Raw genomic sequence first — 14,139 nt, forward strand, 5'->3', positions numbered from 1 at the left:
GGAGTAGTGGGGTAACCTTTAAGGCTGGGTACTAAGATTAAAAATAAGATAAAGATTAAGATTAAGAAGTGTGATCCCGGACAAGGGATCCACCGCCATCCATGCAAGCCTCCTCTCCCACCTTCCTCTTGGTTGATGGCTACAACATCATCGGAGCTTGGCCCACCCTGAGCCAGTTAGCGCGTCGCTCCCTGATGGAATTGGCCCGTCTGCGCTTGGTGGAATCTTTGGCCAACTATGTGGCCTTCCGGGGCTACCAGGCGACCGTGGTGTACGATGCCTACGCCCAACCCACTCCAGCCCGGCAAGAGCGCTCCCCTTCGGGTATCGAGATCCTGTATACCTCCTATGGCGAGACCGCCGACAGTTGTATTGAACGGCTGTGTGCCCAGTTGCAGAGGGATGGGTGTCGGGTACGGGTGGCTACCTCCGATCGTGTCCAGCAATTGGTGATCGGTGGCTACAACGCCGAATGGGTCTCGGCAGAACAACTGTGGGATGAAGTGCAGCAGGCCCAGCAGCAGATCCGGCGCGTCCAACCAAAACGGCTATCGAGCAAGCGGGGCATTGATGCCTACTTGGATGCAGATACCCTCTCGCGCCTAAACCGCTGGCGGCTGTCCGGCCAAGATCCCGTGGGCTAAATACCGTCGTAGGGAACGGTGGGAGCTCCATACCAAAGATGCTCTTCATCTGGCGAGGCAGTGGGCAACTGCTCCTGTGAAGGATCCGCCGGAGCCAGCTCCCGCTCATCCACCAACACCAGCACCCGCACAACTCGATTTTTGGGCAATTGTTCCTGCGCCTTCATGGGCAAGATCAGTTGACCTTGGCTGTCGGTACGGGCCCAGAACTCATGTGCTTCCATGCTGTTTCCCTGAGATGGCTAGGAATATACCAGCTTGCCCCAAGCTCTGCCTTCGGCGCAGTCAAAAAAAGACTCCGTCCTGCCGACGGGAACAGATGAGATCCCATCATTGAGACCGGGATCCCTGGGCCAAGCCGTGTTCTCGAAACCAAGCCTGCAACCGTTCCCAAGCGTCACCAGCCGCTTCTGGGCGATAGGTGGGGCGATAATCGGCAAAAAAGGCGTGGGGAGCATCCGGGTAGATGATCAACTGCGATGGATCTCCGCAAGCTTCCAGAGCTGACTTCATTTGCTCCACCGTTTCCAAGGGAATGCTGGTATCTGCACCACCATACAAACCCAACACAGGTGCCTTCAGGCTGGCTGCCACATCCAGCGGATGCCTTGGGGTTAAGAGTGTGGACTCTCCCACCAAACGACCGTACCAGGCAACACCCGCCTTCAAGCCGGGTCGGTGAGCCGCGTACAACCAAGTGATTCGACCACCCCAGCAAAAGCCAGTAATGCCCACCCGCTCTGGATCCGCACCTGAGTTGCCAATTGCCCAATCCACCGCCGCATCCAAATCCGACATCACCTGAGCATCGGGCACCTGGGAGACGATGGCGCGAATCTCCTCAAGGCTCTGCAGCTGAGAAACATCCCCCTGCCGGAAAAACAGCTCGGGAGCCACTGCCACATAGCCCAACTTCCCCAAGCGGCGACAAATGTCTTGAATGTGCTCGTGTACACCAAAGATCTCTTGCACCACCAAAACCAGTGGAAAAGGGCCAGAGCCGGTCGGCTTGGCACGATAGCCAGGGATCTCGCCATCTGGGGTGGGAATGGTGACGGGGCCGGCTTCCAATCCTTCGCTATCGGTGATGATGGTTTGGGCAAAGATCGGCTGTACTGCCGAGGCAAACCCAGCAGCGACGTTGGCCAGCTTCAACTGACGGCGCTTCCAGCTGCTGGAGGATCCCCCCTTGGGTTGCTCCGCATACATAGGCCCAATCCTCAAAAACACAAACCCCTCTTCTCAGGATAAACAATATTTTGTCTGTAAAGATTCTTTCTGCTGACAGTCTCGATGCAAATCTTGCCTATCCTGTCTGAGATCTGCATCGTAGAGCTGTTAAGATCGGCTCGGCACAGCGATGCTGATCAACGGAAATGCAACTCAAGAGACAGTTAAAAATCAGTTAAAAACCGGAAATCTTTGGGTTAAGCATTTCAAGAAGCATCGATGCCATCTCGCACTTTGGAGCTTATTTGGCAGTTGCCGAAATTGTTGGATGATGGCAGCGTTGGTCAGAGCCAAAAAGACAAACTGAGCGTTTGGCAATAGCAGCAAAACGGCAATTGTACTGGTGCAGATGGCCTTGACAAGTGAGATAAGTTTGCTTCAACAAATCTCAAAAAATCTCAAAAGCTGCTTGCAGGTAATCAACCAAAGCGTAGCTTACCCCTTCCCTGGAGGCCCGACGTTCTATCAGCGCAACATCAAAACGGCAGGACAACTCGGAGAGGTGGGGATGCTGGCTCAAGAAGGCCTGGGCAGCCCGGATCAAGCGTCGCTGCTTGGGGATCCCAACCGCCAAAAGCCCGCCTCGATCCCAGCTACCGGGGCTACGGGTTTTCACCTCTACGAAAATCAGCACATCAGCTTTGTGGGCAACCAGATCCAGCTCGCCCCAAGGGCAGCGCCACCGCTGGGCCAGGATCTGCCAGCCCTGCTGACAGAGATATTGCCGCACCCAGCCCTCGCCGACGTTGCCTGTATTCTGGAGGGAAGCCCTTCTGGGCAAGGGATCCATAAAAAAATCACCAGCGCCCGGCTCTAATGAGCAGAGCCATTGCCGTGATACTTGTCGGTGTCGTAAAAGCCGTTGCGGGTGCCGAAGTAGAAACTTGCCAGAGAGAGGACAAGAGCAACCCCCACCAAGACTAACTTTGCATCCACGTGGTTTTCCCCTGATTTTCTCCTCAACCGTGATCATAATAGCCTGCCGCTCCTTCACAATCCTCTGGTAAGCGATGCGCGGCACTGATATCGGCCAAGTCACAGCAAGTCTTGGGGGATCCCATTGGAGAGCTTTTCTTGAATGCTTGAATGAATGACTCCCACTGGGAGCTCAGCATGCTACCATTTAGACGGAAAGGGAGTAGTCAGGCGGCTTACCGCCCTCTGTATCGACATACTGGCTAAAAACAGCCCGGTGCAGGAGACGAAGCAAGCCCGGCAGGCTGCTTTGGTGACGAGACTTTCACTGAGTTCACGCAGAGGTGAGCTTGGTGAGTCCGTCTGACTTTCCCAGCCTTCACCTCTAGGTGTGAACCGATTCCACACACAAGAGAGGTTGGAGGCTAAACGATGTGGGCTGGTTTTGCGTCAAGTTTGCTGTTGGTCACCGTAGCGGAGTTTGGGGATAAAACCTTTTTTACCCCCCTGATTCTGGCTATGCGGCACCCGCGCCGCTGGGTTTTCTTGGGAACGTGGCTGGCTTTGGCCGTGATGACCTTGCTGGCGGTGGTGGCCGGGAAGGTGCTTTTCAAGCTGCTGCCACCCCTGGGCGTGAGAGTGTTATCGGCTGGGGTTTTCGCGGCTTTTGGGCTGAGAATGCTCTGGCAAGCTTACAAGATGACTCCCCAGCAGGAAAAAGAAGAAGAGGAAGAAGCCCTCAGGCTGGTGGAGCAGGCAGAAGAAAAAGGGGCGGGCCGCGGCGGTGCTTGGGCTGTGGTGTGGGAAGCCTTTAGCTTGACAGCCTTGGCCGAGTTCGGGGATAAAACCCAGATTGCCACCGTCTCCTTGGCGGCTACCCACCCGGGATTGAGTGTATGGGCAGGGGCTACCCTTGGCCATGGACTGATGGTGGGGCTGGCGGTGGTGGGAGGTCGTTTTTTAGCAGCTCACATCTCTGAACGCGCCGTGCATTGGGTGGGGGGCGGCTTATTTCTGGTGTTTGCGTTGCTGACCGGTTGGGAGTTGGCAGGATGAGGGATCAGCCAAATTCTTGTTCGATGATCCGCCATCGGGCAGTGATCACGCCTGGCTCTAGGCTGAGGCGGCTGACGACAAGTTCTAGGGCCTGGTCATCGCGGGTTTGGGTGACTAGCTCTGCTTCGACTTTGACCAGATCGGGCTTGTCCTCCAGGTCTTCGCTGTAGAGGGCACGCAGTTTGAGATGGGTGGGAGCTATGCCTTGCAAGAGCAAGGCGCGGATGTGGGCCTCTGCTTGGCTTTTGCAGATGAACGAACACTCATAGACCAGTTCCAGTTCTGTGCCTTTCAAAGGCTGCTGGTTGATGCGGTAGCCCAGCGGACGCAGCACAACGTTGGAGATCAACACAGCTGCGGCCCCAATGGCAGCTTGGGGAATGTACCCCGATCCGGCAAAGGCTCCCACCGCGGCTGCACACCAGATGGTGGCGGCAGTGTTCAGGCCACGGACGCTGGCTCCTTCCTTAAGAATCACGCCCCCGGCCAAAAAGCCAATCCCCGATACCACTTGGGCCGCAATACGGGTCGGGCTGCTTTCATCAGGGGTGAGAACCGAGAGCATGACAAACAAAGCTGCACCCGTGGCCACCAGGGTATTGGTGCGCAAGCCGGCCATGCGCTGCCGCCACTGTCGCTCCAGGCCAATGAGGGATCCCAGGACAAAGGCAACGGCCAAACGCAAGGTGAAGTCAATCCAGGTCATGCTCCGGTTCTCGTGAAAGGATAAAGTTTAGCCATCCTCATCTGGGATCCCAAGGGCAGTGGCTTCCTGTTGCAAGGTTTGCCAGAGGGCTTCCAGTTGAGCAAAGGCGGATTCTGGGGCCAGCTTACCACCTGTTTCTAAAGCACAGGTTATGCCCACCCGATAGGCATACTGCTGCAGCCGTGACCGAAATTGAGCAGCAGCCAAGGGAGATAGAACTTTCAAGGTCATGGCACACCTCCTAAATGTTTGCTGTAACCCTTCGTTGGTCAAAGGACACCTCGTAAAAGTGCTCTGCGCTGCCGTCGCGATGGCCTTGTGGCGAGACTCTGAAAGGCTGATTTCTCAAGAAGGGCTGGATTATTCGTTCCTGGAACGCGCTTTGCCGGTGAGGTGCCCCCTGGATCCAGCGCCGGCGCAGCCCTAGAGCTCCACTTCAATCCCGACTAGCCAAGCCACCAGGGTGAAATACACCCAGAGGCCGGTGAAGTCTTTAATGGTGGTGATAAAAGGATCCGCTCCGGGAGCGTGGTCAAAGCCCAGCTTTAACATCACCCAGGGCAAAATGGCGCCCAAGATAGCCCCCAAAGTGAGGACAATGGCCAGAGCCAAGCCCACCGCTAGACCCAATTGTGGGATCCCATTGGGTGCCCCCTGCCAGAAGTAGGCAATCACCCCAGCCGTGGCCCCCAGGATCAGACCGATAATGCCACCAATGCTGGCTTCCCGCAGCAAATAGGGGAAAAACTGCCGCACGTTGATGTGGCCCCAAGCCAAGCCACGGGCAAAGATGGTCGTAGATTGGGTGCCGACATTACCGCCCATATCCATGACCAAGGGGATGAAAATAGCCGCTGCCGTCACTGCTTGCAACACTTCCTCAAAGGTTTGGATCACTCCCCCCACCACCATGCCGCCAATCAAGGTGATGATTAAAAACGTGATGCGCAGGCGGACGGCATACCAACGGGAGCCTTTAACCAGGCGCTCGCTCCAAACCTTGTCTCGGCTGAGCAAGTTGCCCACCCCTGCTTGGGCCAGAGCAGCATCCGTAGCCTCTTCTTCCACCAAATTGATCACATCTTCAAAAGTGATGTCACCCACCAAGCGTCCTTCACTGTCGACCACCGGAATAGCCGGCAAGCCCGAATCCTTGAGCAAACGAGCTGCCTGGAGATCCCGGTCGGTAACCCGCGCCACAGTATCAACCCCTTCAATCAGCTCCCGAATCGGTAGGTCGGGATCCGCCTTCACCAGCCGCACAGTGCGGATGAGACCCTTGTAGAACCGCTGATCGTCCACCACAAAAATCACATCCAGCTCATCGTCTCCCAGTTGGGAGTCCCGCACGCTGGCCAGAGCAGCCCCGACGGTGAGGGTATCCCGTACCGACAAGTAGCGCAGGTTCATCAGCCGACCGGCACTGCGCTCTGGATAACCCAGCAAGATATTCACTGCTTCCCGAGCTTCTGGGCTGAGGTTGGCAATGAGGCGCTTGGTTACTTTGGCCGGCAACTCCTCAAACAGACGTACCCGCTCATCAGGTGGCAGAGCTTCTATGAGCTGGATCACCTCTGGGCTTTCCATGCTGCGAATGAGATCGGCCTGCTCTTCGGGCCGCAGATACTCAAACACTGCAATGGCTTTGTCTTTTTCCAGCAAGCGGAAAGCCAAAGCCCGCTGCCGAGGTGAAATCTCCATCAACTGCTGCACCAGCTCGGCAATGGGAGCGCGGTTGGCCTCTCGCTTGGCGGCTTCCAAGGAAGCAGGGGTTAGGAGATCGCGAAGAACGTTGTGCCGCATGATAAACCTCCGAACGTTGGGGTCAGCCGGGATGAAGAGAACCAGGAGGTCAACAGCCAACCGGTGCTCCGAGGCTCACAGGGAAGCCCTGAAACCCTTGGATGGCCGCGCAGCAAGCCGTAGGTCTAGCGCCAGGCCTCCAAGCCCAGCTTGGATCGCAAGCGCCCAAGCCGATAAAAGGGACTCCAAGGGATCCCCAGGCCTGCGGAAACCCCAAAACCCACAACAGGAAAGTCAAGGGGAATCCCCTCGGAATTACTCCTGATCTCCCCTTTTCTGAACAGGGCTGTACAAACCCATTGCTCAGTTAAGGCTCTGCTCAGCTCATCTGTTCGTCGCCGACTGAGAGAGCCACCCAAGTCAAAAGCTAGCCGGGAAAACTCTCCCACCCCTTCGCGTTGGCGAAACGGGATCCTCTCAAGCGACGACAGAAGCTGTCAGCGGGGAAAAGGAAGACACCAGTAAGAGCCCAATCTTCAAGAACGTGCTCCTCGAAGACCATCCACTGGTGGCTGGCGCTACAACTACCGGAAGCGTCCATGCTGTTGAACGTTTTCCTCCAAAAAGGTTAGCCGAAACAACCCGGACAGCCAGAAGAGGATCTCTTCAGCCCCCTTTAGGCTAGTTGCAGGAGTGGGATCCCGTCAACCCTTTTTCTCCAGCTCATCCGGTGAAAAATTGGTGGGGCAGCTGGAGGGGTAAGATCGGGGTGAGCAGCAATAGCCCCCTTGTGGTTCCTCTCGTCTCGACATTGCCCTCAGCCTGACTCAGCAGAGTCTACATCTCGGTGGCTTGCGACCTTGAGCAACCCACGCCCTTCGCCGCCTCTGTTTTGTTAGTGGTTTTTGTTAGTGGTTTGTTGGTGGCCTTGCTTCAATGAGCTGCGCTTCCCATCTCCTACAGGTGCCAATGTCCTTGAGCTTATGGCCTCCCTTCCCCTCATTGCCGTGATCTTGGGCACACGGCCCGAAGCCATTAAGCTGGCCCCGGTGATTCAAGCCCTGCGTGCCAGTCCCCATCTGCGCACCGAGCTGATCTTGACCGGACAACATCGGGAAATGGTGGATCAGGTGATGCGGCTATTCGGTCTGCAAGCGGATCGGGATCTGGCGATCATGCGCCCCCGCCAAAGCTTGACGGACATCACCGAAGCCACCTTGCGGGGCCTGGAACTCTACTTTCAAGAGCAACATCCTCAACTGGTTTTGGTGCAGGGAGATACCACCACCGCCTTTGCGGCTGCCTTGGCAGCTTTCTACCACCGGATCCCGGTTGGGCATGTGGAAGCCGGACTGCGCACCGATGATCTCTACAATCCTTTCCCCGAAGAGGCCAATCGCCGCCTGATCTCCCAGTTGGCCAGCCTGCACTTTGCCCCTACCCCCCAAGCCGTTGACAACCTGAAGCGAAGCCACGTGGTGGGATCCATCCATTGCACCGGCAACACTGTCATCGACGCCCTACTGCAAGTGGCCTCCCAAGGGATCCCCTGCCCCATTCCCGGGCTGGACTGGCAGCGCTACCGTGTCCTGTTGGTTACCGTGCACCGGCGGGAAAATTGGGGGGATCCCCTAACCGCCATCGGCAAGGCTCTGCTGCAGATCTTGGCCGAGTTTCCCGATACCGCCCTTCTCTTGCCCCTCCATCCCAACCCCTTGGTGCGGGATCCCCTGCAAGCCCTGTTGGGATCCCATGAGCGGGCTTTTCTCACCGAGCCTCTGGACTATCCCCTCTGGGTGAGCGCCATGCAGCGCTGTACCCTCATCCTCAGCGACTCCGGCGGCATTCAAGAAGAGGCCCCTGCCCTGGGCAAACCGGTGCTGGTGCTGCGGCAGACCACCGAACGTCCTGAAGCGATTGCTGCCGGCACCGCCCGCCTGGTAGGCACACACCCCGAAAAGATCCTGAAGGCAGCCCGAGAATTGCTCACAGACCCACAAGCCTATGCCCGCATGGCCCAAGCCCAAAACCCCTTTGGCGATGGCACTGCCGCCCGGCAAATTCGCCACATCATCGAGCGGTGGTTTAACCCGCAAAGCCCTCGAGAAGAACAAAGTTAAGAATTAAAAGTTAAGAATAAATTAAGAATCAAAGATGTATAGACAGTTACCGGGAAAACCGTTTCTTTACCTATTGCTCTCAATAAGACAATTAATCTCAATAAGACAATTAATTAAGATAGAAAGCCTGACTCCAATCCAATTGACCCCAGTCCAATCAAGAGCGAGGATGCAAACCATGAGCACGACTGCAACTGCCACCACCGTTGTCCGGGTGCCGATTGTGGATGCCACCCCAGAAAATGTGCAACCCTTCGGCCAACTTATAGGGGACGATGTGGCCAATCCTGGGCTGGGGATCCCCTTTTATCAGGGGCGTGTCCTGGAAGGACAGAACATCGACTTTCAATACACCGGCAGAGCCGTTATCCGTACGGCTAAGATCCTGCCCGGATATCCACCTGTGCTCTGGCTGGAGCGCCACATGCGTATGACCCAGTTGTTTGTCGGCCTGGGGCAAGAGCCGTTCATCATGGTGATGGCTCCTCCCAACCATCCCAAAGCAGCTCCCGATCTCGACAAAGTACAAGCCCTGCGATTCCCTGCCGGGCATGGGCTGCTGCTGCACCTCGGCACGTGGCACGATTTCCCCATTGCCTGCGAGCGCCCCGTTGTGGTGCTAACCGCCAACTCCGAAGAAGTGGTGGAAGCCCTGGCCAGCATGGAAGATGCCCACGAAATGAATCAGGGAGATGTATTCAAAATTTCCCTCCCCCAACGGCTAAAAGCGGAGATCCACCTAGAGCTGGTCTGAATGCAAGTCCGGATCCCTGAATCTCTACAGGATGCCAAAGCCTCAGTTCTACAAAGTGGCGCTCTATCAGCCTTTGGCTGGATAGGGGACTCTTCGCCTTAACTGGGCCTTAACTAGGGCCAGACTCTTGTACCGAAACCTCCCTTTGGACCCTTCTTCCCCTGCAAGGGTCTAAGTATTCGAGAACACCTATTCTTACACACAAAAGCTTCGAGACAAGTTCAGAGAGAAATGCCTCTAGGCAAGAAAGGCTACCTGAGATTCTGCCGACAGGCGTCTTTAGGAGGGCCGTATTCAGCGGGAAGATTCACAAACGTCGGCAGCGTTGGCATCTGGAGGGAGTTGCTCTATATTAAATCAGCTAGCATATTCGATATTTGCCAGAATTTAAGTTATTGTGAGAGCTGACATGCCATCCAATTGGTCAGACATCCATCCTCCCAATCCTGGGCAAGGGTTGGGTTCAGCCCAGTCTGCGCCTTCCCATTGGAATGAGCGCCACAGGGGAGAAGGCTCTCACGCCGAGTATGAGAGGAACGGATCTCAGACCAGAGCGGCGGATCGTCCAGAGGAGATCATGCCGAGCAATGCCGCAAAGATTAAGGTAGTAGGCGTGGGGGGTGGGGGTGGCAACGCGGTCAGTCGGATGGCGGCCAGCAACCTTGTGGGCGTCGAGTTTTGGAGCGTCAACACCGATGCGCAGGCCCTTGCCCAGTCCTCGGCAGTGAACCGCTTGCAAATTGGGCAGAAGCTGACTCGAGGCTTGGGTGCAGGCGGTAACCCGGCCATTGGCCAGAAAGCTGCAGAGGAATCCAGCGAAGAAATATCGGCAGCCATCAAAGGGGCAGATCTGGTCTTCATTGCCGCCGGCATGGGGGGAGGCACGGGCACGGGTGGAGCACCCGTCATCGCCCAAATTGCCAAAGCCAGTGGTGCCCTGACGGTGGGAGTGGTGACACGGCCTTTTTCCTTTGAGGGCAAACGCCGCAGCAAGCAGGCCGAGGAAGGGATCCAAGCGCTGCGGGAGGCAGTTGATACCCTGATTGTAATTCCCAATGACAAGTTGCTTTCGGTGATCTCCGAGCAAACCCCTGTCCAAGAGGCTTTTCGCGTTGCTGATGATGTGCTGCGGCAGGGGGTGCAGGGCATCTCGGATATCATTCTCATTCCCGGCATGATCAATGTGGATTTTGCCGATGTGCGCAGCGTGATGGCCGATGCCGGCTCTGCCTTGATGGGAATTGGCATGGGATCCGGCAAGTCCCGCGCCCGCGAAGCCGCCATTACCGCTGTATCTTCGCCGCTTTTGGAAACCTCCATCGAAGGGGCTAAAGGTGTCCTCTTCAACATTACCGGTGGGCCGGATTTGTCCTTGCATGAGGTCACGGTGGCTGCCGAGATCATCGCCGAGGCAGTGGATCCCGAGGCCAACATCATCTTCGGCACCGTCCAAGACGAGCGCATGCAGGGGGAAGTGCGCATCACGGTCATCGCCACCGGTTTCCAAGAGAAAGCCCGTCCAGCCGCCATCCCTGCTGCAACCAAAGTTTCTGCCTCCAACAAGTCGGGGGTTCCCAAGCCCACTCCCACGGGCTCTGGGCTGCCGCCTCGACAGCCTCCGGAGCCTGAGCCGCCGATGTCTGGAGGCTTAGATATTCCCGAGTTCTTGCGCCGCCGACGGCCCCCTTCGTAGGGTAGGGTGAAGGTATGCTGGTATCTTGGTGCCGGTTGTTGAGGGTGGGGAGTGCTTCGGGGTTAGGCCATGAACATTGTTGTCTTGGCGGGGGGGCGTTCGGCAGAACGTCAAGTCTCTTGGGTAACGGGTAAAGCCTGCAAACGGGCTTTGGAGGACCTGGGCCATCGGGTCAAGGTAATCGACCCAGATGAGGATCTGCCTCTGCGCCTTTGGCAGGAACGGCAAGCCGGCTGCGACTTCGTTTGGATTGCCTTGCATGGCCCTGGTGGCGAGGATGGGGTGGTACAGGGAATGCTGGACTGGCTGGGCCTGCCCTACCAGGGATCCGGGCCGCTGGCCAGTGCTCTGGCCATGGATAAGCTGGTCTCCAAGCAGATCTTTCGCGCCGCGGGGATCCCTACCCCCGATTGGCAGGTTTGGGACGACCAAAGCCCCCTCACTTGGGCTGACTGTGCGGCAGAGTTGGGATCCCCACTGGTGATTAAGCCCAGCAACAACGGCTCGACGGTGGGCATCAGCATTGTCCGGGATGAGAGGTCATTTGCTCAGGGGCTGGAGTTGGCCCGCTCAGTCTCGTCGCGGATTTTTCTGGAGCGCTATGTTCCCGGAAAGGAGATCACCCTCTCGATCTTGTCCGGCCAAGTTCTTCCGGCCATTGAGATCATCCCCGCCCAAGGCGACTTCTACGACTACGAAGCCAAGTACGCACCCGGTGGCTCGCGGCATTTGATCCCCTGTTCCCTCAGCCCGGCAGGGTTGGCCCGCTGTGAGGCGGCAGGTCTGAAGGCCTACCAGGCGTTGGGGTGCGAAGGCTTGGCGCGGGTGGATCTGCGGGTGGATCCGGAGGAAAATCCTTGGGTGTTGGAGGTGAATACACTGCCCGGCATGACCCCCACTTCCCTCTGTCCCGATGCGGCGGCAGCTCTGGGGTGGACGTTCACCGAATTGGTGGAGCGAATGCTGCAGGATGCCCTGCGAAAGGCAAACTTGACCGGATCCCGGCGTTCTCAAAGTCCATCGGCGACCCTCGGCAACGCTCCCTGAGGCTTTTCCCAAGACAAGAACAAGAACCTTTACCCAGCTCTTTCAGGGAAGGGCAACCAGCAAAAGAATCACCCCAATTCCAACAATCAGTACAGCTCCCCCCAGCCACACCCAGGAGATGCGGGACCTGCTGCCTATGTCGGTTTTCCCGACAGGATTCTCCGGCGCGGGTTCAGGCTTTGAGTTGACCGAATCCGGGGCAACAACTGTCAGATCCTGCAGTAGGCGATCGCCTTTTTTTTCCAACAGAACTGTGGTTTCTTCTGAGGCCAGCAGCGGGTTCAACAAGGGGGCCGTTTGCTCCCACTCGTATTCAGAATGTCCCGACTCACGCCCGTACACCGTGACCTGCTCTAAGCCGGGCAAGCCCAACGCCCTGAGCTCCACCCGCACCCGTTCCATGAGATGGGGGTAGTCCACTCGGGCCGAGGAGGATCGATTCAGTAGAACATGCAGATGACCTTGGCGGCGTTTGACCGCGATTTTGACCGGGGCAGCCAACCGAGCCTGCAACGCTTGGGCAATCTCAGCTTCGGTCATGGCACAGCATCCAAGGCATGCGAGTTAATTCTAATACAATCCTAGGGCAACGATGCAGAGGGTTACGGGGCCTCGGGGTAGAATGGGATGCGCGTTGGCGAAGAAAAGCAGAGCGTTCATCTTTTTCTCTCGCCGGATCCCTAGCTGGAAGTTCTATGCAAGAGAAAACCATTGTCCGCGATTACTTCAACTCCGTTGGCTTCGAGCGCTGGCGGCGCATTTATGGTGAAGAAGAAGTCAATTTCGTCCAAAAAGACATCCGCCTTGGCCATGCTCGCACAGTAGAGACGGTGTTGCAGTGGTTGGGGGATCCCTCGGGTTTACGCATTTGTGATGCCGGATGCGGGGTGGGCAGCCTCAGTTTGCCCTTGGCCACCAGAGGGGCGCAGGTGTTCGCCAGCGACATCTCGGAACAAATGGTGAACGAAGCACGCCGCCGCCAGCAAATGGAGTTGGGATCCACAGACAACCCACACTTTTGGGTCTCGGATCTGGAGGAATTGACGGGGGAATACGATGTCGTCATCTGCCTCGATGTGATGATCCACTACCCTGAAGCCGAGGCCCTGCGCATGCTAAAGCACCTGACCCGCCTGGCTCGGTCCCGCCTGATCTTCAGTTTTGCCCCCAAAACCCCCTGGCTGACGCTGCTGAAGAAAGTGGGAGAGTTCTTCCCCGGCCCCAGCAAAACCACCCGCGCCTATCAACACCGAGAGGCGACCTTGGTGAGCCAATTAACCGAATGGGGCTGGAAAGTGCAGCAGCGACAAACCATTCGCAGCCGCTTCTACTTTGCTTGGCTCCTCGATCTGGTTCGGTGACACTCGATCTGGTTCGTTAAACGGGAATGAAACATTTTCGTCTAGCTCCCCTCTCCCTCTGGCAGCGAGGCTGGGAGTAGGGGCAGCAGCGTGGAATGCTTGGGGAGTGTCTCAATCTAGTTTAAAAATGACTATAACGATCAGCTGAGGTTATCCAGTTGCTCCAGCAAATCGGGATCTGCCAGCTTTTGTAGGGCAAGCCGCGCGTCATCCCGAACCCCCCAATCGGGATCGTGGCGGGCGCTGGTCAGCAACTGCCTTGTTAGCATTGCGTAAACGGCGGGATCCTCGAGAGCCAGTTTCACCTGTTGCCCCAGGATCCCTAAGCTCCAGGCACAGTTGCCGCGTACCGCCGCGATTGGATCTTGAGCCAAACCCCGGCAGAGAGCTGCGACCACCTCATCCAATGCCGGGCCGGGCAACGCCTGCGCCTGAGCCAATTGTCCGAGGGCACTGGCAGCCCACAATCGCACTGCCGCGATATCCCCGGCCAACACTTCCAGCAACACCGGGTAGGCGCGCGGATCCTTGGCATTGCCCAACGCCCACACCAAACCTTTGCGCACATAGCCGTTCCAATCCCAGCGCAAGCCCTCGATCAGCACCTCCACCTCAGCGGGATCCGGATTCCGACCTAGGGCATAGGCTGCTCCCACCCGCACCAACGGGCAGGGATCCCGGACTAGGGCCAGCAGGGGTTTAACGGCGCGGGGTTCTTCGATCTCACAGAAGGCGCGGGCCGCCTGCATCCGCAAATAGGGATCCGGATCCTGCAACTGCTGCAGCATCAGCTCCACATCCACCTCCGGCGGTGAGTGAGGTGGCAGCTCGTCTAGGGGCTCAAGGGGGGAAAAAGCGTCTTCTTGCATG

General features: G+C 57.2%; 16 protein-coding genes. 7 read left to right on the top strand and 9 right to left on the bottom strand.

Annotated features, from left to right (window positions below; all coding sequences use genetic code 11):
• Positions 1-101: 101 nt before the first annotated feature.
• Positions 102-644 carry an NYN domain-containing protein gene (locus ACVWZG_RS04200; RefSeq protein ID WP_457406245.1) on the top strand — a complete coding sequence of 181 codons (543 nt, stop codon included), beginning with the start codon at positions 102-104 and terminating at the stop codon, positions 642-644.
• On the opposite strand, the gene ACVWZG_RS04205 is transcribed toward ACVWZG_RS04200, so the two are convergent.
• The 4 genes from ACVWZG_RS04205 to ACVWZG_RS04220 all read right to left on the bottom strand — a co-directional run bounded on the left by ACVWZG_RS04205 (position 641) and on the right by ACVWZG_RS04220 (position 2,810).
• Complete coding sequence (locus ACVWZG_RS04205; protein WP_414330530.1) at positions 641-868, bottom strand: hypothetical protein; 228 nt, start codon at positions 866-868, stop codon at positions 641-643. The two genes, ACVWZG_RS04200 and ACVWZG_RS04205, sit on opposite strands and share 4 nt — an antisense overlap.
• Positions 869-974: 106 nt before the next feature.
• Positions 975-1,853 (bottom strand): dienelactone hydrolase family protein, encoded by an 879-nt coding sequence (locus ACVWZG_RS04210; RefSeq protein ID WP_414383579.1) that lies wholly within the window; start codon positions 1,851-1,853, stop codon positions 975-977.
• Between the two features lie 409 nt (positions 1,854-2,262).
• The gene (locus ACVWZG_RS04215; protein ID WP_457406249.1) at positions 2,263-2,664 is read right to left on the bottom strand and encodes a YraN family protein; all 402 of its coding nucleotides are present in this window, start codon (positions 2,662-2,664) and stop codon (positions 2,263-2,265) included.
• 23 nt (positions 2,665-2,687) lie between these two features.
• Entirely contained in the window at positions 2,688-2,810 is a 123-nt protein-coding gene (locus ACVWZG_RS04220) for a hypothetical protein (RefSeq protein WP_011429573.1), read from the bottom strand.
• A gap of 411 nt (positions 2,811-3,221) precedes the next feature.
• On the opposite strand from ACVWZG_RS04220, the gene ACVWZG_RS04225 reads away from it, so the two are divergent.
• Positions 3,222-3,845 carry a TMEM165/GDT1 family protein gene (locus ACVWZG_RS04225; RefSeq protein WP_414412424.1) on the top strand — a complete coding sequence of 208 codons (624 nt, stop codon included), beginning with the start codon at positions 3,222-3,224 and terminating at the stop codon, positions 3,843-3,845.
• Between the two features lie 4 nt (positions 3,846-3,849).
• On the opposite strand, the gene ACVWZG_RS04230 is transcribed toward ACVWZG_RS04225, so the two are convergent.
• The 3 genes from ACVWZG_RS04230 to mgtE all read right to left on the bottom strand — a co-directional run bounded on the left by ACVWZG_RS04230 (position 3,850) and on the right by mgtE (position 6,354).
• Positions 3,850-4,551, bottom strand: a complete 702-nt coding sequence (locus ACVWZG_RS04230; RefSeq protein ID WP_414388027.1) for an MgtC/SapB family protein — start codon at positions 4,549-4,551, stop codon at positions 3,850-3,852.
• A 27-nt stretch (positions 4,552-4,578) separates the two neighbouring features.
• Positions 4,579-4,782 carry a DUF7219 family protein gene (locus ACVWZG_RS04235; RefSeq protein WP_238376758.1) on the bottom strand — a complete coding sequence of 68 codons (204 nt, stop codon included), beginning with the start codon at positions 4,780-4,782 and terminating at the stop codon, positions 4,579-4,581.
• Between the two features lie 192 nt (positions 4,783-4,974).
• The gene (gene mgtE, locus ACVWZG_RS04240) at positions 4,975-6,354 is read right to left on the bottom strand and encodes a magnesium transporter (RefSeq protein ID WP_457406254.1); all 1,380 of its coding nucleotides are present in this window, start codon (positions 6,352-6,354) and stop codon (positions 4,975-4,977) included.
• 923 nt (positions 6,355-7,277) lie between these two features.
• On the opposite strand from mgtE, the gene wecB reads away from it, so the two are divergent.
• The 4 genes from wecB (at position 7,278) to ACVWZG_RS04260 (ending at position 11,908) form a co-directional block, all read left to right on the top strand.
• A complete protein-coding gene (gene wecB, locus ACVWZG_RS04245) occupies positions 7,278-8,414 on the top strand; it encodes a non-hydrolyzing UDP-N-acetylglucosamine 2-epimerase (protein ID WP_414419533.1) in 1,137 nt (378 codons plus the stop codon).
• Positions 8,415-8,592: 178 nt separating this feature from the next.
• The gene (locus tag ACVWZG_RS04250; RefSeq protein WP_041437468.1) at positions 8,593-9,168 is read left to right on the top strand and encodes an ureidoglycolate lyase; all 576 of its coding nucleotides are present in this window, start codon (positions 8,593-8,595) and stop codon (positions 9,166-9,168) included.
• Between the two features lie 409 nt (positions 9,169-9,577).
• Positions 9,578-10,861, top strand: coding sequence for a cell division protein FtsZ (gene ftsZ / locus ACVWZG_RS04255; RefSeq protein WP_457406258.1), 1,284 nt, complete (start codon positions 9,578-9,580; stop codon positions 10,859-10,861).
• Between the two features lie 69 nt (positions 10,862-10,930).
• Complete coding sequence (locus ACVWZG_RS04260; protein ID WP_457393447.1) at positions 10,931-11,908, top strand: D-alanine--D-alanine ligase family protein; 978 nt, start codon at positions 10,931-10,933, stop codon at positions 11,906-11,908.
• 42 nt (positions 11,909-11,950) lie between these two features.
• Here the strand turns inward: ACVWZG_RS04260 and ACVWZG_RS04265 are convergent, their stop codons facing one another.
• Positions 11,951-12,448, bottom strand: coding sequence for a hypothetical protein (locus ACVWZG_RS04265; protein WP_457406260.1), 498 nt, complete (start codon positions 12,446-12,448; stop codon positions 11,951-11,953).
• A gap of 155 nt (positions 12,449-12,603) precedes the next feature.
• Between ACVWZG_RS04265 and bchM the strand changes: the two genes are divergently transcribed.
• Positions 12,604-13,269 (top strand): magnesium protoporphyrin IX methyltransferase, encoded by a 666-nt coding sequence (gene bchM, locus ACVWZG_RS04270; RefSeq protein WP_414343655.1) that lies wholly within the window; start codon positions 12,604-12,606, stop codon positions 13,267-13,269.
• A 140-nt stretch (positions 13,270-13,409) separates the two neighbouring features.
• Here the strand turns inward: bchM and ACVWZG_RS04275 are convergent, their stop codons facing one another.
• Entirely contained in the window at positions 13,410-14,138 is a 729-nt protein-coding gene (locus ACVWZG_RS04275; RefSeq protein ID WP_011433687.1) for a HEAT repeat domain-containing protein, read from the bottom strand.
• Position 14,139 lies beyond the last annotated feature (1 nt).

The organism is Thermostichus sp. OS-CIW-33, assembly GCF_054059615.1.